This is a genomic window from Sphingomonas melonis DAPP-PG 224 (assembly GCF_000379045.1).
Lineage (GTDB): Bacteria > Pseudomonadota > Alphaproteobacteria > Sphingomonadales > Sphingomonadaceae > Sphingomonas > Sphingomonas aquatilis.
In genome coordinates this window covers 1857549-1880000 of sequence record NZ_KB900605.1, presented here as the reverse complement: position 1 = coordinate 1880000, position 22452 = coordinate 1857549, and the positions used below count along the sequence as shown (strand labels likewise).

The window sequence follows — 22452 nt, the reverse complement described above, 5'->3', positions numbered from 1 at the left end:
GACCGTGTCGGCCACCGCTGCGGTGACACCCATCTAGGCGGGGGCGCCTGGGCCGTCAACACAAAAATTGCAGATTTTTTGCGGACACCCGAAAAAGTCGCTCAGAAGGCTTGCTGAGGCCCTCTACGCGTCGATCCGGTGAAGATCCCCGGTCTCGGGGTTCGTCGCGTCTCAACGCACCAGCGGCGGCCGGTTTCCCGGGCCGCCGCCTGACTGTCACATTCCTTTAGCGTCTTCCCCCTCGCCGGCCCGTGCCAGCAGCGCGCGCGCCTGCTTGAGATGCGGGGCATCGATCATCCGCCCATCCAGCTGCAGCGCCCCCGCTCCCGGTGCGGCGGCAAAGGCTGCCACTACCGCACGCGCGTCGGCCAGCGCCGCCTCCCCCGGCGTGAAGGCAGCGTTGATCACGGCGACTTGGCCCGGGTGGATCGCCATCATACCCGTAAAGCCGTCGCGCGCCCCGCGAGCAGCATACGCAGCGAGCCCGTCCGTATCGCGAATCGCCGGATAGACGGTTTCGATCGCGGCCACCCCCGCGGCATGCGCGCCCATCAAGGCGAGCGTCCGAACCACCTCATAGGGCGGCGTATAGCGCCCGTCCGATTCGCGTGCCGCACTGGCGCCGATCGCGGCAGGCAGATCCTCCGCCCCCCAGGTCACACCGGCGAGCCGCTCTGCCACCGCGTCATAGCCGCCGAGCGCAAAGACCGCGCGCGGCGTCTCGGTCGCCACCGGCAGGATCGGCACGACCGTATCCCCCATCCGCGCGACGAGCGCCGCAATGTCCGTTGCGCCCTCCGCCTTGGGCAGCATCACGCCGTCCGCGCCGCGCGCCGCGGCAAGATCGGCGTCGAGGTCCCCGCTCCCCAGCGGATTGACGCGGACGAACCGAATCACGTCCGCCGGTTCCGCCAGATAGCGCGCCACCGCCTCGCGCGCCGCCGCCTTCGCCGAAACCGCGACGGAGTCCTCCAGGTCGAGGATGATCGCATCCGCGCCGCTGGTCGCCGCCTTAGCGAATCGCTCCGGCCGGTCGCCGGGTACGAACAGCAGGGATCTCAGTCGCATCGCTCTCTCCTTAGACGCACCGTGCTAGCCGACGCCGCTGCCAGCGGCTACCGGCGCCGCATGACGAGCCCCGATACCTATGATGCGATCGTCCTCGGCGCCGGCGCCGCCGGACTGATGTGCGCCGCGGTCGCCGGACAACGCGGCCGCCGCATATTGCTGGTCGACCACAATGACGTAGTCGGCGCCAAGATCCTGATCTCGGGCGGCGGGCGCTGCAATTTCACCAATATCCACACGGCGCCCGACCGCTATCTGTCCGCCAACCCCCATTTCGCCAAGTCGGCGCTGGGCCGCTACACGGCGGCAGACTTCGTTGCCCTCGTCGATCGCTACGGGATCGCCTGGCACGAAAAGACGCTCGGCCAATTGTTCTGCGACGGATCGGCGAAGCAGATCGTCGCGATGCTGCGCGACGAATGCGCGGCGGGCAGCGTGGACTATGCCCTGTCATCGCCGGTCGGCGCGGTCGATCATGACGGCAACGCCTATCACGTCGCCCTGCCCCGCCGCACCGTGACCGCGCCGAAGCTGGTCATCGCCACCGGCGGTCCTTCCATCCCCAAATTGGGCGCGACCGGCTTCGCCTATGATCTTGCCCGCCGGTTCGGGTTGAAGGTGGTCGAGCCCCGGCCGGCGCTGGTGCCGCTGACGCTGGGCGGCGAGGAGGCGTTGTTCGCCACGCTGTCCGGCGTCGCGTCGGAGGTAGTCGCCAGCGCCGGCAAGGCGCGGTTCCGCGAGGCCGCCCTCTTCACCCACCGCGGCCTGTCGGGTCCCGCCATCCTGCAGGTGTCGAGCTATTGGCGCCCCCGCGAAACGATCGGCATCGACTTCGTGCCCAATGCCGCGCCCGGCTGGCTGATCGAGGCGAAGCGCCAGCAACCCCGCACAACGTTGCGCCGCGCGCTGGCCGCGCATCTGCCAGACCGGCTCGCCGAGGCACTGGCCGAGCGAATCGGCGTGAGCACGGAACTGGCCAACACGCCGGACCGGCGGCTGGACGAGGCGGCGCGACGCCTTGCCGACTGGCGTTTCGCGCCCAACGGCAGCGAAGGCTTTGCCAAGGCGGAGGTCACCGTGGGCGGGATCAGCACCGCCGATCTATCGTCGCAGACTCTCGAGGCGCGCCGGGTGCCGGGCCTTCACGCGATCGGCGAGGCGGTGGACGTGACCGGGTGGCTGGGCGGTTACAATTTCCAATGGGCGTGGGCGAGCGGCTGGGCCGCAGCGCAGGCGCTCTGAAATTTGCCTCGTCCCGAGAAACGTCACCCGAGCAACACCCGCACGCCGATCGCCAGAATCAGCGCGGGCACCGTGGTCACCACACCGACGCGCAGGAACTGGAAGAAGCTGACGTCCTCGCCTTCGCGACGGATCGCGATCAGCCACAGGATCGTCGCAAGACTGCCGGTGATCGACAGGTTCGGGCCGAGGTCCACGCCGATCAGCAGCGCATCGACGATCAGCTTGGGCGGGTGCGCCGCCGCGATCGTCTGCGCGGCGATCAGCCCGGCGGGCAGATTGTTGATCGCGTTGCTACCGACCGCGAGCAGGCCGCCTGCCGCCGCCGCGGTCGCGCGCAGGTCGCTCGCTGCGCCGTGCATCACCTGCGTGGCGAGCCACTGGATCAGCCCCGTTTCCGCCAGCGCCTCGACCATCACGAACAGCCCGGCGACGAGCAGAAGAACAGACCATGACACCCGCCGCAGCAATGGTAGTGGCGTCTCGCCGGCCCGCGCCTGCACCGCGATCGCGGTGGCAAGGCCTGCGCCGAAGGTCGGCCAGCCCAGGTCCCAGCCGACCGCCGACGCGATCGTCAGCAGGGTCGCCGTCGCACCGATCCCGATCAGCGCCAGCCGGCCACCGGTCGACAGGCTCACCCCTTCGCCTTGCGCTGCCGTTCCGCTCAACGCGTCGCGGAACAGAAAGCGCAGACCCGCATAAGTCGCCAGCAACGCCAACACCGACGGCAACGCGAACGCGCCGAGCCACGCGCCCAGTCGCGGCAGTTCACTGGCGTAGAGCACCAGATTGGCGGGGTTGGAGATCGGCAGCACGAAACTCGCCGCATTGGCGACCAGCGCACAGGCGAACAGCAGCGGCAGTGGCTTCACCTCCGCCTGTCGCGCTACGGCATAGACCGCCGGCGTCAGCACCACTGCGGTCGCATCGTTCGACAGGAAGGTCGTCACGACCACCCCGGTCAGGAACACCAATGTGAACAGGCGCGTGGCCGATCCGTTCGCGCGCGCCGCGGCAAGATTGGCGACCCAGTCGAACACGCCCTGTTCGCGCGCCGCCTCGGACAGCAGCATCATGCCGATCAGGAACAGATAGACGTCGCTGCCCTTCAGCACCGCGCCCCACGCCGCCGCGGGCGCGATCAGTCCGGTGATGAGCAGCAGCAACGCGCCGCCGACCGCCCAGATCGCCTCCGGCCAACGGAAGGGGCGCGCGATCACACCTGCGGTGGCGCCTGCACAGATGGCGACCGTCGCGATCATGCGGCGTGCCCCTTCGCCTTGGGCGCGGGATGCTTCGGCTTTGTCTCAGGCATCGCCATCGCATAGAGGGCGAGTCCGACCGCCGCTATCGCTGCCAATGTCAGGAAGCTCACGGCATAGCCGGCGCCGACGATGATCGTGCCCGCCAGCGTCGCGCTGAGCGCCGCGCCCAGCCCCTGCGCCGTCGCGACCGCGCCTTGCGCGACGTTGAAGCGGCCCGAACCCTTAGTCAGGTCGGCAATCACCACCGGGAACAGTGCGCCGAAGATACCGGCCCCTACCCCGTCGAGCGCCTGCACGCCGACCAGCCACCAGGCATCGTTCGACAGCGTATACAACGCGCCGCGCGCGGCCAGCACGCCGAACGCGACGAGGAACAGCGGCTTTCGCCCCCAGCTATCGACGTTGCGGCCGACGATGACGGCGACCGGCACCATCACCAATTGTGCGGCGACGATACAGGCGGCGGTCAGCGAGGTCGCCGAATCCTTGCCCACCGTCTTGGCGAGCAGCTGGCTGACGGAGGTCAACATCGCCGCATTGGCGAGGTGGAACAGGAACGCGATGGCGGCGAACAGCAGCAGCGGCCGGTTCTCGACCAGCACGCGCCAGCCGCCGGGCTGGTCGCAAGTCTCGTCCGGTTCGCAATCGAGGCCGCGTGCCACCGCATTGTCGATATCGCCGTTGCGGATGCGCAGCGCTGCGGCAACGCTTGCCACTGTCAGCGCGCCCATCAACCAGAAGACGACGACCGGCCCGAACTTCCACGCCAGTGCTCCGGCCAGCGCGGCGGATACGGCGTTGCCGGCATGATTGAACGCCTCGTTCCGCCCGACGCGCTTCGAAAACAGCTTGGGGCCGAACAAGCCCAGCGTGATCGCGCTGATCGCCGGGGCGAACACTGCCCCCGCCACCGCCGCGAGCGACTGGGTCGCAGTAACTATCGCGAAACCGTGGACGAAGGGCAGCGACACGCTGGTCAACGTCACCAGCAATGCCGCGACGATGACGATCGCCGGCTTGTTGCGGCTGCGGTCGATCAAGCCGCCTGCGGGCGTCTGCGATACCAGCCCGACGATGCCCGCGATGGTCAGCACCATGCCGACGGTCGCCTCGTTCCAGCCATGCGCCGGCCCGCGCACCGCGAGCAGATAGATGGCAAGATACGGGCCCAGCCCATCGCGCACATCCGCCAAGAAAAAGTTCAGCGCATCCAGCGTGCGCCCGGCGCCATGCGGTCCGCCGCGATCTCGGGGTGCGTGCCGTGGGGCCGGGGGAGCCAGTGTCGCCATGCAGTCGTCCTCACCGCGATGGTCGGCGCCGCGGCGGCCCCGTTCCAATCCGTCGCCGCCCAACGGCAGGCGCCGGGCTTTGATCCCGCATCGGACTAATAAATGTTACGGAATGTTGCCCCGCGCGTGCAGCGCCACCCTTCCGATTTTGCCCGAGTTGCGCAGCGGCGCGGTTTGGCGTAGGGAGCCCGCGCGGCCTCGCTCGGCCTCGGCTTCGCGGATTTGGCGCGCAGGCAGGGTCTCTTGGGGTTACGGCCACGGCCATGATGCGCACGCGATAAGCGCCACATTACCCGTATTGCCGCCCGCATTGGCCCGCGATTTCCATCGCGATTTTGTTGACCTGCTGCGCTCCAGCCCTGCCCTGTCGGCATGGGCTTCGGGGCCCGCTTTTATTTTAGGTTTCCCATGCCCTTTTCCTCCCTGCCCCCGCTTCTTGCTGAAGCGCTCGTCGCCCGTGGCTATGAAGCGCCCACCGCCGTCCAGGCCGCGGTGATCGAACCCGAAGCCGCCGGCCGCGACCTCGTCGTCTCCGCCCAGACCGGTTCGGGCAAAACGGTCGCCTTCGGTCTCGCCATGGCGGGCGAACTGCTCGTCGACGGCACGCTGCCGCCGCCGGGCCTCCCCCTCGCGCTGATCATCGCGCCGACGCGCGAACTGGCGCTGCAGGTCAGCCGCGAGCTGATGTGGCTTTATAAGGAAGCGCATGCGCGCATCGCCACCTGCGTCGGCGGCATGGACGCCAGCAAGGAGCGTCGCTCGCTCAGCCACGGCGCGCATATCGTCGTCGGCACGCCGGGCCGCCTGCGCGATCACCTCGAGCGCGGCGCGCTCGACCTGTCGGCGCTGCGCGTCGCCGTGCTCGACGAGGCGGACGAGATGCTCGACATGGGCTTCCGCGAAGACCTGGAGCAGATCCTCGATTCGTCGCCATCCGAACGCCGGACGCTGATGTTCTCGGCGACGATGCCCAAGCCGATCGTCGCGCTCGCCAAGCGCTACCAGAATGACGCGCTGCGCATCTCGACCGTCGGTGAGACGCGTGGCCACGGCGACATCCAATATCAGGCGGTCACCGTTGCGCCCGCCGATATCGAACATGCCGTCATCAACCTGCTCCGCTTCCACGAAGCGGAGACGGCAATCCTGTTCTGCGCCACCCGCGACAACGTCCGCCACCTCCACGCCAGCCTCGTCGAGCGCGGCTTCGCGGCGGTGGCGCTGTCGGGCGAACACAGCCAGAACGAGCGCAACCAGGCGTTGCAGGCGCTGCGGGACCGCCGCGCCCGCGTCTGCGTCGCGACCGACGTCGCTGCGCGCGGCATTGATCTGCCCAGCCTGACGCTCGTGATCCACGTCGAAATGCCGCGCGACGCCGAAACGCTGCAGCACCGCTCGGGCCGCACCGGTCGCGCGGGCAAGAAGGGCACCGCGGTGCTCATCGTCCCCTATCCGCGCCGCCGCCGCGTCGACATGATGCTGAAGCAGGCCAAGATCGCCTGCGACTGGATCCCCGCCCCGTCGGCCGACGACATCCGCAAACAGGATCGCGAGCGCCTGATCGCGACGCTGCTCGAACCGATCGAATATGACGACGAGGATCGCGAGCTGGCGCAGCGCCTGATTGCCGAAAAGTCGCCCGAGGATATCGCCGCCGCGCTCGTCCACGCGCACCGCGCCGCGATGCCGCAGGCGGAAGACCTGCTCGATTCGGCAGCGCCGCAGCAGAGCGAACGTCAGCAGGGTCCCCGCCCCGGCTTCGAGGATACCGTCTGGTTCCGCATGGACATCGGCCGCCGCCAGAATGCCGACCCGCGCTGGCTGCTGCCGCTGATCTGCCGCCGCGGCCACATCACCAAGGCGGAAATCGGCGCGATCCGCATCAACCCGAACGACACGTTGTTCGAAGTGCCGCGCACCGTCGCCGACCGCGTACTGGCCAGCGTACAGCGTACCGCCAACCCGGAAAGCGACGAAGGCAGCCTGCAGATCGTCCCCTTCGCCGGCAATCCGCGTGCCGAGGGCGGTCATGGCGGCGGTCCGCGCGGTCCCCGCGCGCCGCGTGACAATGCCGGTCGCCCGCGTACCGGCGGTGCGCCCGCGCGGCATCAGGCCAAGCCGTATCGCAAGGGCCCCCGCGGTTAAGGCGCGCGGCCGATGACGTCCGATCCGGCATCAGGCGTTCGCATCCTCGTCGATGGGGACGCCTGTCCGGTGAAGGACGAAATCTACAAAGTCGCGTGGCGCCGGGAGGTGCCCGTCACGCTGGTCAGCAACGCGCCCTTCCGCATCCCGCAGCACCCGCTCATCACGCGCGTCATCGTCAGCGACGGCTTCGACGCCGCCGATGACTGGATCGCGGAACGCGCCGATGCCGCAGCACTGGTGATCACTGCGGACATTTTGCTCGCCGATCGCTGCCTGAAGGCAGGCGCGTCCGTGCTGGCGCCTAACGGCAAGCCTTTCACGACCGCGTCGATCGGTGGCGCGATCGCGACGCGGGCGATCATGGCAGACCTGCGCGCGGGCGGCGAGCAACTGGGCGGCCCCAAACCCTTTGCCGCGGCCGATCGCAGCCGCTTTCTGCAGGCCCTCGACACGCTGCTGGCCAAGCTGCAACGCTGACGCCGACACGGGGTTCGGAACCGGACCTGTCGTTCACCGATTATCGCGGACAGTCCAACAAGGAGCATTCTCCATGTTTCGTCCGTTACTTATTGGTGCCGCCTTGGTGATCGCCGCCCCGGCCATCGCGCAGACCCAGAGCACCAATCCCGCCGATCAGCCCAGCACGCCGCTGCCCTATGATCCGGGTCACGACAGCAACACCCCGCGCAGCAACGCGATCGCCGCCGAAAGCGCGCCGGGCGTCGCAGCCGCCAATCGCGACGTCGCGGCACAGGCCCGCATGGATGGTCATGCTGTGACCGCGGTCAACGCCGCCAACGACGCGCGCTATCAGGCGGACGTCGCCGCCTATCGCGCCGCGATGCGTGCCCGTCGTCAGACGATCGTCGCGAATGCCGCGCTTCAGGCAGACCGCGAGCGTGCTTATGCGATGGCGATGGCCGACTGGCGCGCGCAGGTCGACGCCTGCGAACGCGGCAAGACCCGCGCCTGCAACCTCCCGAGCCCGGATCCCCAGAATTATATGTAAGGCGGCGCGCTCAAGACTAAGCACAGCTTAGTCGAGGACCAGCGGCAGCCCGGCCGACGACCGGGCGAGTTCACCCTCGCCCGTGTCGATCGACGACGCGGCTTCGCCGCGGCGGTGGCGCGCTGAAGACCAACTTCGGCCCCATCAAACCCGTCACCCCGGACTTGTTCCGGGGTCCACCAGGCGGCCAGGGGACGCCCAGAGGCTCAAAGCGCAAGCCTCGCCACAGAGTGGACTCCGGAACACGTCCGGAGTGAAGAAGAAAAAAGCCACGCCGAAACACGCCCACGCCGCGGCACAGCCGCGTCGTCGATCGACACGTGCGACGACGGGGTCGCGCGGTCGTCGGCCGGGCTGGCGCTGGTCCTCGGCTAAGCGGCCGCGCCGCTTAGCCTAGAGCGCTCAGCCTTCATCCCCCATCCGCAACGCTGCGATAAACGCCTCCTGCGGAATGCTCACCGAGCCATATTCACGCATCCGGGCCTTGCCCTTCTTCTGCTTGTCGAGCAGCTTGCGCTTACGCGTCGCGTCGCCGCCATAGCATTTCGCGGTCACGTCCTTACGCATCGCGCTGATCGTCTCGCGCGCGATCACCTTGCCGCCGATCGCCGCTTGGATCGGGATCTTGAACATGTGCCTCGGGATCAGCTCCTTCAGCCGCTCGACCATGCCACGCCCGCGCACTTCGGCGGTGCCGCGGTGGACGATCATGCTCAGCGCGTCGACCGGCTCCTCATTCACCAGAATGCTCATCTTGACGAGGTCGCCCTCGCGATAGCCGATCTGGTGATAGTCGAAGCTGGCATAGCCCTTCGACAGCGACTTCAGGCGATCGTAGAAGTCGAACACCACTTCGTTGAGCGGCAGTTCGTACGTCGCCTGGGCGCGGCCCGAGACATAGGTCAGGTTCTTCTGGATACCGCGGCGGTCCTGGCACAGCTTCAGGATGCTGCCGAGATATTCGTCGGGAACGTAGATCGTCGCCTCGATCCACGGTTCGCTGATCGACTCGATCTTGTTGGGATCGGGCATGTCGGCGGGGTTGTGCAGGTCGATCTGGCCGCCACCATGCGTCAGGTCGATCTGATAGACCACCGACGGCGCGGTCGTGATCAGGTCGAGGTCGTATTCGCGGGTCAGTCGCTCCTGGATGATCTCCAGGTGCAGCAGCCCCAGGAAGCCACAGCGGAAGCCGAAGCCCAGCGCCGCACTCGTCTCCATCTCGAAGCTGAAGCTCGCATCGTTCAACCGCAGCTTGCTGATCGATTCGCGCAGCTTCTCGAAGTCATTGGCGTCGACCGGGAACAGGCCGCAGAACACCACCGGCTGCACTTCCTTGAACCCCGGCAGCGGCTCGGCCGCGGGCTTCTTGGCGTCGGTCAGCGTGTCGCCGACGCGCGCCTGCGCGACGTCTTTGATCTGCGCGGTGATGAAGCCGATCTCGCCCGGCCCCAAATCGGTCAGCTGCTCGATCTTCGGCCGGAAGCAGCCGACGCGATCGACGAGGTGCGTCGTGCCCGCCTGCATAAAGGCGACCTGCTGCCCCTTCTTCAGCGTGCCGTCGATCACGCGGACGAGGATGACGACGCCGAGATACGGATCGTACCACGAATCGACCAGCATCGCCTTCAGCGGCGCGGTCGCATCGCCCTTGGGCGGCGGAATCTTGGTGACGATCGCGTCGAGGATGTCATCAATGCCGATCCCCGACTTGGCGCTCGCCAGCACCGCTTCCGACGCATCGAGGCCGATGACGTCCTCGATCTCCTTGCGCACCTTCTCGGGCTCGGCGGCGGGCAGGTCGATCTTGTTGATGACGGGCACGATCTCATGATCATGCTCGATCGACTGATAGACGTTGGCGAGCGTCTGCGCCTCGACGCCCTGCGCCGCGTCGACCACCAGCAGCGCGCCCTCGCACGCCGCCAGACTACGCGACACTTCGTACGCGAAGTCGACGTGGCCCGGCGTGTCCATCAGGTTCAGCGTATAGGTGACGCCGTCCTTCGCGGGATACGACAGGCGCACGGTCTGCGCCTTGATCGTGATGCCACGTTCCTTCTCGATGTCCATGTTGTCGAGCACCTGGCTCGACATCTCGCGGTCGGTCAGGCCGCCGGTGCGCTGGATCAGGCGGTCGGCAAGTGTCGACTTGCCATGGTCGATATGGGCGATGATCGAAAAGTTACGGATCTGCGAAAGCGGGGTCGTCATGCGCCGCCCCTAGCAGGGGACGACGGCTTTGCGCTAGTCGCGGCTCAGCGCCTCGATCGCGCGCAGCGCGTTGATGTACCGCGTCGAGCCCTGCCCGCTTACCAGCGCCCAGCGCACGCCGCGTTCCTCCAGGATCTTGCGGCTGAGATCGAAGAAACGCTGGCGTTGCGCGGGGCTGCCGAACATCCGCGTGCCATCGTCGACCCAGGGCAGATCGATATCGAACAGCAGGTAGATGTCCGCCGTGTTGGTCCAGGTTGCGAACCAGGGATCGCGGCGGCCGAACATCATGTCCGCCCACACCGCCGTCATCAGTGGATCGGTGTCCAGGATCACGGGATAGCTGCGTTCTGACAGCGCGCCGCGGGTCTTGCCGTCATGCCCCTTCGCGATCTCGACCAGATCGGCCATCGTCAGGTCGGTGCCGAACGCCTCGCAATAGGTGCGCCCGAACTCGGCGACATGCGGCACGCCACCGAAATGCTGGACGAGCCGCGGGATCATCGCCGACTTGCCGGTGCTTTCCGGCCCGTGCAGGCAGATCGTTCGCGGCGTCATGCCGCCACCGCCAGCTCGCGTCGCGTCGCCGAGCGCTGCCAGTCGACCAAGCCGTACACCGCCAGCGCCAGAAGCACACCGTACACCCCAGCGGTAAACCACAGCCCCTTGGCGACATAGAGCGGTACGCTCGCCACATCGACCGCAATCCACACCCACCAGCTTTCGATGCGACGGCGCGCCTGCAACAGCTGGGCTGCCACCGACGCGATGGCGATGGCACCGTCCCACCAGGGGTAAGAGGCATCGGTGTAGCGATGCATCAAGGCGCTCCAGATCGCCCAGGCGGCGATACCGCCCGCCAACCAGCGCGTCCGCCCCCGCGAATCGAGGGCGCCGACCACCACCTCGCCCGCCGCGTGTCGACTGCGCGACCAGTTCGCCCAGCCGTACAGATTCGCCGCGAAGAAAAAGCCCTGGAGCAGCGCATCGCTATACAGTCGCGCCTCAAAGAACACGCTTGCGTAGATCGCCACCGCCACCAGCGCGACCGGATAGTTCCACAGGCTGCGACCCGCGACGAGCGCCACGTTCAGGATTACCAGCGCCGCAGCAAGGGCTTCGATCATGTTCACGCGCCACCTGCTACGGCGGACACGCATGATTTCGCAAGAGAGTGCATCGGGCGCTTGCATCCCGTTTCGGGCGTGGCTATAGGCGCGCCTCCAAGCACGGTCGGGTCGCCGAAAACGACCCGGACGGACTCCGTCGGGGAGTAGCTCAGCCTGGTAGAGCACTGTCTTCGGGAGGCAGGGGCCGGAGGTTCGAATCCTCTCTTCCCGACCATTCTTCCGCTGTGGGTCCCACCCACGGCCCAAATACCCGCCGTGGCTTCTGCCATGGCCAAGCGCCCGTAGCTCAGCTGGATAGAGCATCAGACTACGAATCTGAGGGTCGGACGTTCGAATCGTTCCGGGCGCGCCATTTTCCAAACATCGATGGATGTGGCTCGGCGTCTCGCCGACCCGGCTCAGCCGCGCGCGAACGCAGCGGCCTCGGCGACCTGCGCATCGGTCGGCGTTACCCCCGTATACAGGATGAACTGCTGCAAGGCCTGTAACGTCGCCACCTCGGCGCCGGTGATGCAGCGCTTGCCTGCCTCGCGGGCGGCGCGGAGGAAAGGGGTTTCGGGCGGATATTGCACGACGTCGAAGGCGATCGTGCAGTCCGCGATCATCTCGGCCGGAAAGGCGAGCGCGTCGGCATCGGCACCCGTCATGCCGAGCGGCGTCACGTTGATCAGCAGCGCTGCGCCCTCGGTCAGTTCCGGCGCCCAGCGATAGCCGTACAGCGTCGCGAGCGGTTCGCCCGCCGCCCGGTTGCGCGCGACGATCGTGCCGTCGGCAAAGCCGCTGTCCCGCAGCGCGGCGGCGACCGCCTTGGCCATGCCGCCCGATCCGCGCAGCACGAATCGCGTGGCAGGGTCGACGTCGCGCAACAGATCCACCACCGCGCCATAATCCGTATTGTGGCCGGTCAGCACGCCATCGTCGTTGACGATCGTATTGACGCTGTCGATCGCCGCGGCGGAAGGCGCGAGGCCGTCGAGCAGCGCGATCACCGCCTCCTTGAACGGCATCGAGATCGCGCAACCGCGGATGTTCAACGCCCGAATGCCGCCCACCGCCGCGGGCAGGTCGGTGGTCGAGAAGGATTTGTAGACGAAGTCCAGCCCCGTCAGCTCGTACAGCCGGTTATGGAAGCGCGAGCCGAAATTGCCGGGACGCGCCGACAGGGACATGCACAACCGCGTGTCGCGGCCGATGGGGGGCTTGGTCATGCCCCCTCCTCTCGCGTGTCGGCGCCCGCGTCAACGCACGTCATTTCGCGAACGGACCGTTGCCGTTTGCCGCCCTTCATCGTCTCGCCCACCCGCGCCATATTGTGGATCAACGAGGGCCGCCGGCGATCCGCCGCCCCTCATCGGGAGACGTATCATGATCGACCTTCGTCCCTTCGCGTCGCTGGGCGGTGCCAACCATGGCTGGCTCGACGCCAAGCATCATTTCAGCTTCGCGAATTACTATGATCCCAAGCGCGAAAGCTGGGGCAATCTGCGCGTCTGGAACGACGATACGATCGCGCCGCAGTCCGGATTCCCGCCCCACCCCCATCGCGACATGGAAATCATCACCTACGTCCGCGAAGGCGCGATCACGCATCAGGACAATCTGGGCAACCTCGGCCGAACAGAGGCAGGCGACGTGCAGGTCATGAGTGCGGGCACCGGCATCGCGCATGCCGAATATAATCGTGAGGATGTGACGACCAAGATCTTCCAGATCTGGATCCAGCCGACCAGCCGCGGCGAAAAGCCTAGCTGGGGCGCCCGCCCCTTCCCCAAGGGCGAGCGCGCGGGACAGTTCGTCGTGCTGGCGAGCGGTTACGAGGAGGACGGCGATGCGCTGCGCATCCGCACCGACGGCCGCGTCGTCGCAGCGACGCTGAAGGCGGGCGAAAGCGCGGACTATCCGCTGGGCAAGGATCGGCGCGGCTATCTGGTGCCGGCAACGGGCGCGGTCGAGATCGACGGCGTGCGGGTCAACGCCCGCGACGGCGCGGCGATCGCGGACCAAGACGTGCTGCGGGTGACCGCGCTGGAGGATAGCGAGCTGGTGCTGGTGGACGTGGCGTAAGGCCCCTGCTGCACAGCGTGCCTCACCGCCCAACACGCCGGTCATGCTGAGCCTGTCGAAGCAGGGTGAGACTCACCTGCCCTTCGACAGGCTCAGGACGAACGGTTCCTGCGTGGCGAGCGCTCCGGCGGCTGCTCGCCACCGAGTGACCCGGCCGCGATCCTGCCCCGCAGGATCGCGAGTCCCGGTCACTCCCACTCGATCGTGCCGGGGGGCTTGCTGGTATAGTCGTAGACGACGCGGTTGACGCCCTTCACCTCGTTGATGATCCGGGTCGCGACCCGCGGCAGGAAGTCGCCGGGGAACTGGAACGCCTCCGCGGTCATGCCGTCGACCGAGGTGACGGCGCGCAGCGCCAGAACGCTGTCATAGGTACGACCATCGCCCATCACGCCGACCGAGCGGACCGGCAGCAGCACCGCGAACGCCTGCCAGATCGCATCGTACAGCCCGGCGTTGCGAATCTCTTCGAGATAGATGGCATCCGCCTTGCGCAGGATGTCGCAGCGTTCCTGCGTGACTTCGCCGGGGATACGGATCGCGAGGCCGGGTCCGGGGAACGGGTGGCGGCCGACGAAGATTTCGGGCAAGCCCAGCTCGCGACCCAGCGCGCGGACCTCGTCCTTGAACAATTCGCGCAGCGGCTCGACGAGCTTCATGTTCATGCGCTCGGGCAGGCCGCCGACATTGTGGTGGCTCTTGATCGTCACCGACGGACCGCCGGTAAAGCTGACGCTTTCGATGACGTCGGGATAGAGCGTGCCCTGCGCCAGGAACTCCGCCCCGCCGATCTTCTTCGCTTCCGCTTCGAAGACGTCGATGAAGGTCTTGCCGATGAACTTGCGCTTCGCCTCGGGGTCAGTGACTCCGGCGAGGCCGTTCATGAACAGGCTCTGCGCCTGCACATGGACCAGCGGGATATTGTAATGGCCCCGGAAGAGGCCGACGACCTGCTCCGCCTCACCGGCGCGCAGGATGCCGCCGTCGACGAACACGCAGGTCAGCTGGTCGCCGATCGCCTCGTGGATCAGCAGTGCGGCGACCGCCGAATCGACGCCGCCCGACAGGCCGCAGATCACCTTGCCGCTGCCGACCTGGGCGCGAATGTCGGCGATCTTGGCCTCACGGAACTCGGCCATCGTCCAGTCGCCGGTCAGGCCGCAGACGTGGCGAGCGAAATTGGCGATCAGCTTGCCGCCGTCCGGCGTGTGAACGACCTCCGGGTGGAACTGCACGCCATAGAAGCGGCGCGCCTCGTCGGCGACGATCGCGAAGGGCGCACCTTCCGATACGGCGACGGGGGTGAAACCGGGGGCGAGCGCGTCGACCTTGTCGCCGTGGCTCATCCACACCTGATGGCGCTCGCCCTCGGCCCACAGGCCGTCGAACAGGCCGCAGCTGGTCTGCACGTCGACGAAGGCCTTCCCGAACTCGCCACCGTCGCCGGAGACGACGACGTTGCCGCCCAGCTGCGCGGTCATGACCTGCTGGCCGTAACAGATGCCGAGGATCGGCAGACCGGCATCGAAGAAGCGCTGCGGCACGCGAGGGCTGTTCTCGGCCGTGACCGAGGCCGGACCACCGGACAGGATGATGCCGGCCGGCTTGATCCGGTCGAAGGCCTCGTCGGCGGACTGGAAGGGCGCGATCTCCGAATAGACCCCAGCCTCTCGCACCCGGCGGGCGATGAGCTGCGTGACCTGGCTGCCGAAATCGACGATGAGAATGCTGTCGCTGTGCTGCATGGGCGCAGGCCTTAGCGGCGCAGGCCGATCAGGCCAAGCCCGGCCGGTGGGGCGAAGGCCCCGTTCGACGACGCGGCTTTGCCGGGGTGGGCCAAGTCTCTGACAAACACGAAAAAGGCTGCACCATCGCTGGTGCGGCCTTTCGTATCCGAAGCACGACTCGGCAAAGCCGAGTCGTCGGACGTCGCTTGTAGCGACGCCGGCCGGACGAGGCTGGAGCCTCGATCCAGCTCCGCTGGCTCTTACGCCGCCTCGTCGAAATCCTCGTCCGACATCACCGGGCCCGAATCCTGGCCCTTGGCCGACACGTCGCGGTCGACGAATTCGATGATCGCCATCGGCGACGCGTCCGACGCGCGGATGCCAGCCTTGATGATGCGGGTGTAGCCGCCGTTGCGATCGGCGTAGCGCGACGCGAGAACGTCGAACAGCTTCACCAGCTGCACATCGTCGAGCAGGCGGGCGTGCGCCAGACGACGGTTGGACAGGCCACCCTTCTTCGCCAGCGTCACCAGCTTTTCGACGTAGGGACGCAGTTCCTTCGCCTTGGCGACGGTGGTGGTGATCTGCTCATGCTTGATGAGCGCGGCCGACATGTTGCGGAACAGGGCCGTACGATGGGCCGAGGTACGCTGCAGCTTACGGCCGCCGACGCGATGACGCATGGGTATTTCCTTCGTTTGTCAGGGGGCCGTGTCACGGAACCCCAAGGCTGGCGGTTTGATAGCAGGGGACCGCCGTTCACCCCTTTTGGAAAGTCACAAAAGTCACGCCGAAGCGTGGTCTTTCGGGCCGGGTGGCGGTGCGGCGAAGCCGCACCGGTCACGTCGATCGGGTTCGGGTTGCGGCGTTGCCGCTCCCCGACCCGTCGGCCGGGCTGACGCCGTCTTCGGGATAGCATCGCTATCCCGATGCAGCTTAGCCCATGATCTCCTGCTCGAGCTTCTTGGCCATCTCTTCGATGTTCTCGGGCGGCCAGCCGGGGATTTCCATACCCAGGCGCAGCCCCATCGACGAAAGCACTTCCTTGATTTCGTTCAAGGACTTGCGGCCGAAGTTCGGGGTGCGCAGCATCTCGGCTTCGGTCTTGCCGACCAGATCGCCGATATAGATGATGTTGTCGTTCTTCAGGCAGTTCGCCGAACGCACCGACAGCTCCAACTCGTCGACCTTCTTGAGGAGGTAACGGTTGATCTGCTGCGTGTCGCCCGCCGTCTCGCCACCGGCTGCCGGAGCGGCCGCCTGGCCGATCGGTGCCGAAGAGCGCGTGATCGCCGAATCGTCGAAGTGGACGAACAGCGCCAGCTGGTCCTGAAGGATGCGGCCGGCATAGGCCACCGCGTCTTCCGGGGTCACCGTTCCGTCGGTCTCGATCGTCAGCGTCAGCTTGTCGTAATCGAGGTCCTGACCGACGCGGGTCGGATCGACCTTGTACGACACCTGGCGCACCGGCGAATACAGCGCATCGACCGGGATCAGGCCGATCGGCGCATCGGCCGGACGGTTGGCGGTCGCGGGCACATACCCCTTACCGATGTCGGCAGTCAGCTCCATGTTGAGCGTCGCGCCTTCGTCCAGATGGCAGATGACCAGATCGGGGTTCATCACCTCGATATCGCCCGACACGGCGATGTCGCCGGCCTTCACCTCGGCCGGGCCGGTGGCGGACAGCTGGAGACGCTTCGGGCCTTCGCCCTGCATCTTGAGCGCGATCTGCTTGACGTTCAGGACGATGTCCGTGACGTCTTCGCGCACGCCGGCAAGGCTGCTGAACTCATGCAGCACGTTCTCGATCTTGATCGAGGTGACCGCGGCGCCCTGCAGCGACGAGAGCAGCACGCGACGCAGTGCGTTGCCGAGCGTCAGGCCAAAGCCACGCTCCAGCGGCTCAGCCACGAAGGTCGCCTTGCGCTTGCCATCGCCGCCCTTCTTCTCAAGGCCGTTGGGCTTCTTCAGTTCCTGCCAGTTCTTTGCATTGACAGACACAGGTGTCCCCTAATTTGGGCCGGAACGGGGGCAGCTCCAGCCGGGAGAAAGACGCGCCGGCTCGTCAGCCGGCGCGTGGGTAATCAGACGCGGCGACGCTTCGACGGACGCACACCGTTGTGCGGGATCGAGGTGACGTCGCGGATCGAGGTGATCTGGAAACCGACCGCCTGCAGCGCGCGCAGCGCCGATTCGCGGCCCGAACCCGGACCCTTCACCTCGACCTCGAGGGTGCGGACGCCGTGCTCGGCGGCCTTCTTGCCGGCGTCTTCCGCGGCCACCTGAGCGGCGTACGGGGTCGACTTGCGGCTGCCCTTGAAGCCCATCATGCCGGCGGACGACCACGAAATGGCGTTGCCCTGCGCGTCGGTGATGGTGATCATGGTGTTGTTGAAGCTGGCGTTCACATGCGCGACGCCGGCGGTGATGTTCTTGCGTTCGCGACGGCGAAGACGCTGCGGTTCACGTGCCATGGATTATGTCCTGACCTTAACTAGCTGAAACGCCGGGCGATCGTTGCCGACCAGCTTCCGGCGGAGAAGGAAGCGCGCAGGCGCTTACTTCTTCTTCCCTGCGATCGGCTTCGCCTTGCCCTTGCGGGTGCGCGCGTTGGTGTGCGTGCGCTGGCCGCGGACCGGCAGGCCCTTGCGGTGACGCAGACCACGGTAGCAGGCGAGATCCATCAGGCGCTTGATGTTCATCGCGGTTTCGCGACGAAGGTCACCCTCCACGGTGTGATCGGCGTCGATCGTCTCGCGGATCTGCAGCACTTCCTGATCGGTCAGGTCCTGAACGCGGCGCTCGGCGGCGATGTTCAGCTTTTCCGTGATTTCCTTGGCCTTGGCCGGGCCAATGCCGTGAATGTAGGTCAGCGCGATCACCACGCGCTTGTTGGTCGGGATATTGACACCCGCGATACGTGCCATGAAACGTTTCTCCTAGCTCCACAGGGCTTGGCATGGCCGCACAAACCCCATCTCGTCGCATCTTCCGAGCAGCACCTGCCCTGTACGCATGCACGCGACGCGCGCCAACAGGCGCCGCCGGGACCGGTGCTTCGGAAGGACAGGCAGGTAGGCGCGCGCAAACGCCCTGTCAAGCGAGCGGTTCCGCATTCGCCCGCACCTTCCTCAGCCCCACCCACCAGCGGCGGATGGCGATCGCCGTCCAGAGCAGCTCCACCGCGCCGAACGGCCAGGCACCCTGCAGGAACCCATAGGCCGAGCTGAGCAGGCAGCCGAAGGCGAAACCCAATGTCCACCACGGCGACCGCTCCTCCATCAGGTAGCACAGCAGCATGAACAGGATGGCGAACAGGCCGAACAGATTGAGCGCAGTCATGCCGATCGCTGTACCGCTTTGCGACGCCGAGGCCAGCCGTTAACCATTTGGTGAGCATGTTGGCGGCATCGTTCCCCGGGTCAGCCCGAGGAAGATGTCATGGCCCTGTCGCAACACGCCTATCGCCGGATCGCCCAGAAGGTGCAGATGCCCGCGCCTGCTACGGTGCCCTGGTCGGCGCCCTCGATGAGCGAGCTGATCGCGCGGATTGAGGCCGCCCTCGCGATGCGCCGGGCAGCGTAAGGGCCTACTTTCCTTACCGTATATATCGCCGTTCGCCCTGAGCCTGTCGAAGGGCGCCTACCCACGAGCGATCCGCTTGCGGTGAGGCGCCCTTCGACAGGCTCAGGGCGAACGGGTTACGGGAACCGGTAGAGGACGCGGTAGCGCGCCCCTTAAAGCGGTAGCGCGCGCCCTCACACCAGCGGGAACGGCGCCTTCGCGGTGAACGCCATCAGCAGCAACATGCCCGACAAGCCGGCGGACAGGCCGACCAGCAGATAGCCGACATATTGCAGCATCGGCGGATTGGGCCGCTTCAGCTTGGCGTTCCGGGCGGCGCCCTGGAACACGAAGCTCATCAGCATGCCATAGGTGAATACGATGGCCCCCAGCATAACGCTCCTTCTTGCCGTCTCCGGCGCAAAAGCCCCACATGCAGCCCCCCGGCCGCGTCCTGCCCGACACACTAAGCGCCGCGCCCTGACAAGTGGTTAACCATCGGCGGTGGGGAAAACGCGACGAGTGGGCGGATCGGCCTGCTGGTCAGGTCCGCATCACCGGCAGCACGATCCGCGCGATCAGACCCGGCGCGTTGTCGGCGAGTTCGAACCGTCCATCGTGCAACCGTGCGACCGCCTCGATCAGCGCCATGCCGAGGCCCGCCCCCGGCGTGGTACGCGCCGCATCCAGCCGTCCGAAGCGCTTCAGCGCCTGTTCGCGATCCGCCTCGGCGATCCCTGCGCCGCGGTCCTCGACCTGGATCGCGATCGCCGTCGCGTGCCGTTCCAATCGCAGCGTCAACGCGCCGCCATCGCCGGCATGTTTCAACGCATTGTCGATCAGGTTGCCGATCGCCTGGCTCAGCAATTCGCGATGGACGCGCATCACCGGCGCCGAGTCGTCGATCGCGACGGTGAAGACCAGCCCCGCGTCCTCCGCGACCGGTTCGTAGAGATCGGCGATCTCGCGTACCAGTTCGGCGGGCGCCACCTCGGTGAAGCGGTCGCGCGACACCGATTCGGATCGGCTGATCTCGATCACCATGGTCAGCATCCGCATCACGAGGTCGGTTTCGGTGAGCAGCCCGCCCAACGCAGCCTCGCGCGCCTGCGGATCGGCGATCAGCACCGCCTGCTCGGTCTTCGTTCGCAGACGCGCGAGCGGGGAGCGCAGATCATGGGCGAGGCTGTCGGTGACGACGCGCAGTTCGACCATCAGCCGTTCGAGTTTCGACAGCATCTGGTTCAATCGGTCCGCCAATCGGTCGAAGGCATCGCGATGCGCGGGCGTCAGCGGCACGCGCCGCGACAGATCGCCTTCGCTCACCGCCTCCACCACCGCGGCGATGCGCGTCAGTCGGCGGCCGACGTAGCGCGCGAGGATCAGCGCGGCGACCACCCCGAGCAACAGCGACAGCAGCACGGCGATCACCAGCGCATCCTCGATCGCACGCCGTTCGGTATCCACCACGTCGAGTCGGCGACCGGCGAACAGCCAATGGTCGCCGATCGGACGCAGCACATAACCGATGCCGTCGCGCGTGGTCGGCAGAGCGACATCGCCGATCCGGAACGCGGTGGGCAGCAGGGCCGGCGATAGGCCGGGGGGCAGCGCGCCCGCAACCGTCCGGCCCTTGTGATCCAACACCGCGATAAAGAAGGAACTGTCGTCACCCGTATGGGCCTGGGCGGTCGCGGCCACCACCGGCGGCAGCCCGCCGATGCGGTAGAGCGCGCGCATCGCCTCGGCATGTTCGATCGTGTCGCGACGCACCGTGTCGACGACCACCGCATCGGTCTGTTTCCAGACGAATCCGAGCAGCACGATATTGGCGGCCAGCGTCAACAGGATCGACAGCAGGGCGATACGGGCGGTGACGGACAGGCGCATGGCTCGCCCTATCGCAACCGGCGGTCAGCGGACAGTCCGGGACGGCCCCTTGCGGAGGACAGCCGCTACCGGCCGAACTCAGGCGGGGTCGGCCGCCAGACGGTAGCCCGCACCGCGCACGGTGTGGAGGATCGGCGTCGGAAAACCTTCCTCCAGCTTGCGGCGGAGGCGACCGATGTGGACGTCGACCACGTTGCTGCCGGGATCGAAATGGTAGTTCCAGATCTTCTCCAGCATCATCGTGCGCGTCACCACCTGCCCCGCATGCCGCGCAAGGAATTCCAACAGGTTGAATTCGCGCGCGCCGAGCGGGATCGATCGGCCGGCGCGGGTGACGGCGCGGGAGAGCAGGTCGATCTCCAGGTCGCCGACCGACAGGCGCGTCTTGGTCGGCTCCGCCCCGGCGCGGTCCGACCGGCGGACAAGCGCTTCGATCCGGGCCGACAGTTCGGCGAACGAGAAGGGCTTGCAGAGGTAATCGTCCGCACCCGCCTTCAAGCCGTCGACGCGGTCGTCCACGGCGCCCAGCGCGGACAGGATCAGCACCGGCGTATCCAGCCCCGCCGCGCGAATCGCGCTGACCATGGCGAGGCCGTCGAGGCCCGGCAGCATGCGGTCGGCGATGATGAGGTCGAAGATGCCCTCGCTGGCGAGGAACAGACCGTCACGCCCGTCATGCGCGGCTTCGACCGCGTAGCCGGCTTCGGACAGGCCCTTGGCGAGATAGGCCGAGGTCGACGCATCGTCTTCGACCACCAGGATCTTGCGGGTCATGCGCGCTCCTTTCGCCTGTCTGCAACCGTCTGCCTTCAAACGGGAACGGCCGCGGAAAGCAAGCCCTCCGCCGGCCGCCACGGCACCCCCGGGAGTGTCGGGCGCCGATCTCGTCGAACCGTTCGGCCGCGTGGCGACCATGGGTTCGGTGTAGAGAGTGCGAGGTGGAGGGGCGATGACCGCGACATGACAATTGCGTCATTTGCGGGCGATCGCCCCCACTCCCGTCATTCCCGCGAAGGCGGGAATCCAGACGCGCTACCGTCCCGCATCCAGCCGAAACGTCAGAGGTTATGGATTCCCGCCTGCGCGGGAATGACGGTTACGTGGTGATGATAGCCGCCCAAACGAACAAGGGCGGCCCCACCGGACCGCCCTTTCCTTATTCGAACCTGAGCGGGCTCACTCGCCGTCGAGGATTGTCGCAATCTCGTTCGCGACATGCTCGATGTCGGCCATCCCGTTGACCCGCTGCACCAGGCCGCGGGCCTGGTAGATCGGCAGGATCGGCGCGGTCTTGGCGCGATATTCGTTCATCCGCGTGCGCACGGTCTCGGCATTGTCGTCCGGCCGGCGCTTGAACTCGGTCGAGCCGCACACGTCGCACACGCCGGCGACCTTGGGCAGCTTGAACCGGTCATGATAGCCCTCGCCACACTTGGCGCAGGTGTAGCGGCCCTCGACGCGCTCGATCAGCGCAGCCTCGTCGACCTCCAGCTCGATGACATGATCGAGCGTCATGCCACGCGCTTCGAGCAGCGAATCGAGCGAAGCAGCCTGCGCCGCGGTGCGCGGATAGCCGTCGAAGATCGCGCCCCCGCCGACGCCCTGGTCCAGCCGCTCGCCGATCAGCGCCGAGACGATATCGTCCGACACCAGTTCGCCCGCATCCATCACCGCCTTCGCCTGCAGCCCGACGGGCGAGCCCGCCTTCACCGCAGCGCGCAGCATGTCGCCGGTCGACAGCTGCACCATGCCGCGCGAGGCCATCAGCCGCTGCGCCTGGGTGCCCTTGCCCGCCCCCGGCGGCCCGAGAAGGATGATGTTCACGCGTGTCCCCTTGTC

General features: G+C 67.1%; 23 protein-coding genes and 2 tRNA genes. 8 read left to right on the top strand and 17 right to left on the bottom strand.

The window, feature by feature from the left end; all coding sequences use genetic code 11:
* Positions 1-216: 216 nt before the first annotated feature.
* Positions 217-1068, bottom strand: a complete 852-nt coding sequence (locus SPHME3_RS0109225; protein ID WP_017979447.1) for an HpcH/HpaI aldolase/citrate lyase family protein — start codon at positions 1066-1068, stop codon at positions 217-219.
* Between the two features lie 60 nt (positions 1069-1128).
* Between SPHME3_RS0109225 and SPHME3_RS0109220 the strand changes: the two genes are divergently transcribed.
* Positions 1129-2310 carry a BaiN/RdsA family NAD(P)/FAD-dependent oxidoreductase gene (locus SPHME3_RS0109220; RefSeq protein ID WP_024310416.1) on the top strand — a complete coding sequence of 394 codons (1182 nt, stop codon included), beginning with the start codon at positions 1129-1131 and terminating at the stop codon, positions 2308-2310.
* Between the two features lie 23 nt (positions 2311-2333).
* Here SPHME3_RS0109220 and SPHME3_RS0109215 read toward each other — a convergent pair whose 3' ends face one another.
* Together SPHME3_RS0109215 and SPHME3_RS0109210 are read right to left on the bottom strand one after the other, a co-directional pair.
* Complete coding sequence (locus SPHME3_RS0109215) at positions 2334-3572, bottom strand: arsenic transporter (RefSeq protein ID WP_017979449.1); 1239 nt, start codon at positions 3570-3572, stop codon at positions 2334-2336.
* On the bottom strand, positions 3569-4864 hold the full coding sequence (locus tag SPHME3_RS0109210) for an MFS transporter (RefSeq protein WP_024310415.1): 1296 nt from the start codon (positions 4862-4864) through the stop codon (positions 3569-3571). Before SPHME3_RS0109210 ends, SPHME3_RS0109215 begins: the two co-directional genes overlap by 4 nt.
* Positions 4865-5272: 408 nt before the next feature.
* Here SPHME3_RS0109210 and SPHME3_RS0109205 point away from each other — a divergent pair, with 408 nt between their 5' ends.
* The 3 genes from SPHME3_RS0109205 to SPHME3_RS0109195 all read left to right on the top strand — a co-directional run bounded on the left by SPHME3_RS0109205 (position 5273) and on the right by SPHME3_RS0109195 (position 8021).
* On the top strand, positions 5273-7009 hold the full coding sequence (locus tag SPHME3_RS0109205) for a DEAD/DEAH box helicase (RefSeq protein ID WP_017979452.1): 1737 nt from the start codon (positions 5273-5275) through the stop codon (positions 7007-7009).
* Positions 7010-7021: 12 nt separating this feature from the next.
* Entirely contained in the window at positions 7022-7489 is a 468-nt protein-coding gene (locus tag SPHME3_RS0109200; protein WP_017979453.1) for a YaiI/YqxD family protein, read from the top strand.
* A gap of 73 nt (positions 7490-7562) precedes the next feature.
* Entirely contained in the window at positions 7563-8021 is a 459-nt protein-coding gene (locus SPHME3_RS0109195; protein ID WP_226341824.1) for a hypothetical protein, read from the top strand.
* Between the two features lie 402 nt (positions 8022-8423).
* Here SPHME3_RS0109195 and lepA read toward each other — a convergent pair whose 3' ends face one another.
* Genes lepA through pnuC form a run of 3 tightly spaced genes read right to left on the bottom strand, consistent with a single transcriptional unit; the run spans position 8424 to position 11362 of the window.
* Positions 8424-10235: a translation elongation factor 4 gene (gene lepA, locus SPHME3_RS0109190; protein ID WP_017979455.1), complete on the bottom strand. Its 1812-nt coding sequence runs from the start codon at positions 10233-10235 to the stop codon at positions 8424-8426.
* Positions 10236-10268: 33 nt separating this feature from the next.
* A complete protein-coding gene (locus tag SPHME3_RS0109185) occupies positions 10269-10793 on the bottom strand; it encodes an AAA family ATPase (RefSeq protein ID WP_017979456.1) in 525 nt (174 codons plus the stop codon).
* Positions 10790-11362, bottom strand: a complete 573-nt coding sequence (gene pnuC, locus SPHME3_RS0109180) for a nicotinamide riboside transporter PnuC (RefSeq protein ID WP_018250687.1) — start codon at positions 11360-11362, stop codon at positions 10790-10792. The genes SPHME3_RS0109185 and pnuC overlap by 4 nt, the downstream gene beginning before the upstream one ends.
* A gap of 140 nt (positions 11363-11502) precedes the next feature.
* On the opposite strand from pnuC, the gene SPHME3_RS0109175 reads away from it, so the two are divergent.
* Positions 11503-11579 (top strand) — tRNA-Pro (locus SPHME3_RS0109175).
* Positions 11580-11640: 61 nt separating this feature from the next.
* Positions 11641-11717 (top strand) — tRNA-Arg (locus SPHME3_RS0109170).
* A gap of 46 nt (positions 11718-11763) precedes the next feature.
* Here the strand turns inward: SPHME3_RS0109170 and SPHME3_RS0109165 are convergent.
* A complete protein-coding gene (locus SPHME3_RS0109165; RefSeq protein WP_017979458.1) occupies positions 11764-12573 on the bottom strand; it encodes a shikimate 5-dehydrogenase in 810 nt (269 codons plus the stop codon).
* A gap of 157 nt (positions 12574-12730) precedes the next feature.
* On the opposite strand from SPHME3_RS0109165, the gene SPHME3_RS0109160 reads away from it, so the two are divergent.
* A complete protein-coding gene (locus SPHME3_RS0109160; protein WP_017979460.1) occupies positions 12731-13429 on the top strand; it encodes a pirin family protein in 699 nt (232 codons plus the stop codon).
* Positions 13430-13617: 188 nt separating this feature from the next.
* Here SPHME3_RS0109160 and guaA read toward each other — a convergent pair whose 3' ends face one another.
* From guaA to SPHME3_RS0109130, 6 genes are all read right to left on the bottom strand, one after another.
* Positions 13618-15174, bottom strand: coding sequence for a glutamine-hydrolyzing GMP synthase (gene guaA / locus SPHME3_RS0109155; protein WP_017979461.1), 1557 nt, complete (start codon positions 15172-15174; stop codon positions 13618-13620).
* 242 nt (positions 15175-15416) lie between these two features.
* A complete protein-coding gene (rplQ, locus tag SPHME3_RS0109150) occupies positions 15417-15839 on the bottom strand; it encodes a 50S ribosomal protein L17 (protein ID WP_017979462.1) in 423 nt (140 codons plus the stop codon).
* A 253-nt stretch (positions 15840-16092) separates the two neighbouring features.
* The gene (locus SPHME3_RS0109145; RefSeq protein WP_017979463.1) at positions 16093-17160 is read right to left on the bottom strand and encodes a DNA-directed RNA polymerase subunit alpha; all 1068 of its coding nucleotides are present in this window, start codon (positions 17158-17160) and stop codon (positions 16093-16095) included.
* Between the two features lie 83 nt (positions 17161-17243).
* Entirely contained in the window at positions 17244-17633 is a 390-nt protein-coding gene (rpsK, locus tag SPHME3_RS0109140) for a 30S ribosomal protein S11 (protein ID WP_017979464.1), read from the bottom strand.
* 84 nt (positions 17634-17717) lie between these two features.
* Positions 17718-18086 (bottom strand): 30S ribosomal protein S13, encoded by a 369-nt coding sequence (gene rpsM, locus SPHME3_RS0109135; protein WP_017979465.1) that lies wholly within the window; start codon positions 18084-18086, stop codon positions 17718-17720.
* A gap of 169 nt (positions 18087-18255) precedes the next feature.
* Positions 18256-18501, bottom strand: coding sequence for a hypothetical protein (locus tag SPHME3_RS0109130; RefSeq protein ID WP_017979466.1), 246 nt, complete (start codon positions 18499-18501; stop codon positions 18256-18258).
* A 99-nt stretch (positions 18502-18600) separates the two neighbouring features.
* Between SPHME3_RS0109130 and SPHME3_RS21335 the strand changes: the two genes are divergently transcribed.
* Entirely contained in the window at positions 18601-18744 is a 144-nt protein-coding gene (locus tag SPHME3_RS21335; RefSeq protein ID WP_017979467.1) for a hypothetical protein, read from the top strand.
* A 173-nt stretch (positions 18745-18917) separates the two neighbouring features.
* Here SPHME3_RS21335 and SPHME3_RS0109120 read toward each other — a convergent pair whose 3' ends face one another.
* The 4 genes from SPHME3_RS0109120 to SPHME3_RS0109105 form a co-directional block, all read right to left on the bottom strand.
* The gene (locus tag SPHME3_RS0109120; RefSeq protein ID WP_017979468.1) at positions 18918-19118 is read right to left on the bottom strand and encodes a hypothetical protein; all 201 of its coding nucleotides are present in this window, start codon (positions 19116-19118) and stop codon (positions 18918-18920) included.
* A gap of 148 nt (positions 19119-19266) precedes the next feature.
* A complete protein-coding gene (locus SPHME3_RS0109115) occupies positions 19267-20613 on the bottom strand; it encodes a sensor histidine kinase (protein ID WP_017979469.1) in 1347 nt (448 codons plus the stop codon).
* Between the two features lie 78 nt (positions 20614-20691).
* Positions 20692-21387, bottom strand: a complete 696-nt coding sequence (locus tag SPHME3_RS0109110) for a winged helix-turn-helix domain-containing protein (protein WP_017979470.1) — start codon at positions 21385-21387, stop codon at positions 20692-20694.
* Positions 21388-21789: 402 nt separating this feature from the next.
* A complete protein-coding gene (locus SPHME3_RS0109105) occupies positions 21790-22437 on the bottom strand; it encodes an adenylate kinase (protein ID WP_017979471.1) in 648 nt (215 codons plus the stop codon).
* Positions 22438-22452 lie beyond the last annotated feature (15 nt).

Coding starts and splice junctions, on each gene's coding strand:
- SPHME3_RS0109225 (WP_017979447.1), bottom strand. CDS start 1,068: ATGCGACTGAGATCCCTGCTGTTCGTACCCGGCGACCGGCCGGAGCGA.
- SPHME3_RS0109220 (WP_024310416.1), top strand. CDS start 1,129: ATGACGAGCCCCGATACCTATGATGCGATCGTCCTCGGCGCCGGCGCC.
- SPHME3_RS0109215 (WP_017979449.1), bottom strand. CDS start 3,572: ATGATCGCGACGGTCGCCATCTGTGCAGGCGCCACCGCAGGTGTGATC.
- SPHME3_RS0109210 (WP_024310415.1), bottom strand. CDS start 4,864: ATGGCGACACTGGCTCCCCCGGCCCCACGGCACGCACCCCGAGATCGC.
- SPHME3_RS0109205 (WP_017979452.1), top strand. CDS start 5,273: ATGCCCTTTTCCTCCCTGCCCCCGCTTCTTGCTGAAGCGCTCGTCGCC.
- SPHME3_RS0109200 (WP_017979453.1), top strand. CDS start 7,022: ATGACGTCCGATCCGGCATCAGGCGTTCGCATCCTCGTCGATGGGGAC.
- SPHME3_RS0109195 (WP_226341824.1), top strand. CDS start 7,563: ATGTTTCGTCCGTTACTTATTGGTGCCGCCTTGGTGATCGCCGCCCCG.
- lepA (WP_017979455.1), bottom strand. CDS start 10,235: ATGACGACCCCGCTTTCGCAGATCCGTAACTTTTCGATCATCGCCCAT.
- SPHME3_RS0109185 (WP_017979456.1), bottom strand. CDS start 10,793: ATGACGCCGCGAACGATCTGCCTGCACGGGCCGGAAAGCACCGGCAAG.
- pnuC (WP_018250687.1), bottom strand. CDS start 11,362: ATGATCGAAGCCCTTGCTGCGGCGCTGGTAATCCTGAACGTGGCGCTC.
- SPHME3_RS0109165 (WP_017979458.1), bottom strand. CDS start 12,573: ATGACCAAGCCCCCCATCGGCCGCGACACGCGGTTGTGCATGTCCCTG.
- SPHME3_RS0109160 (WP_017979460.1), top strand. CDS start 12,731: ATGATCGACCTTCGTCCCTTCGCGTCGCTGGGCGGTGCCAACCATGGC.
- guaA (WP_017979461.1), bottom strand. CDS start 15,174: ATGCAGCACAGCGACAGCATTCTCATCGTCGATTTCGGCAGCCAGGTC.
- rplQ (WP_017979462.1), bottom strand. CDS start 15,839: ATGCGTCATCGCGTCGGCGGCCGTAAGCTGCAGCGTACCTCGGCCCAT.
- rpsK (WP_017979464.1), bottom strand. CDS start 17,633: ATGGCACGTGAACCGCAGCGTCTTCGCCGTCGCGAACGCAAGAACATC.
- rpsM (WP_017979465.1), bottom strand. CDS start 18,086: ATGGCACGTATCGCGGGTGTCAATATCCCGACCAACAAGCGCGTGGTG.
- SPHME3_RS0109130 (WP_017979466.1), bottom strand. CDS start 18,501: ATGACTGCGCTCAATCTGTTCGGCCTGTTCGCCATCCTGTTCATGCTG.
- SPHME3_RS21335 (WP_017979467.1), top strand. CDS start 18,601: ATGGCCCTGTCGCAACACGCCTATCGCCGGATCGCCCAGAAGGTGCAG.
- SPHME3_RS0109120 (WP_017979468.1), bottom strand. CDS start 19,118: ATGCTGGGGGCCATCGTATTCACCTATGGCATGCTGATGAGCTTCGTG.
- SPHME3_RS0109115 (WP_017979469.1), bottom strand. CDS start 20,613: ATGCGCCTGTCCGTCACCGCCCGTATCGCCCTGCTGTCGATCCTGTTG.
- SPHME3_RS0109110 (WP_017979470.1), bottom strand. CDS start 21,387: ATGACCCGCAAGATCCTGGTGGTCGAAGACGATGCGTCGACCTCGGCC.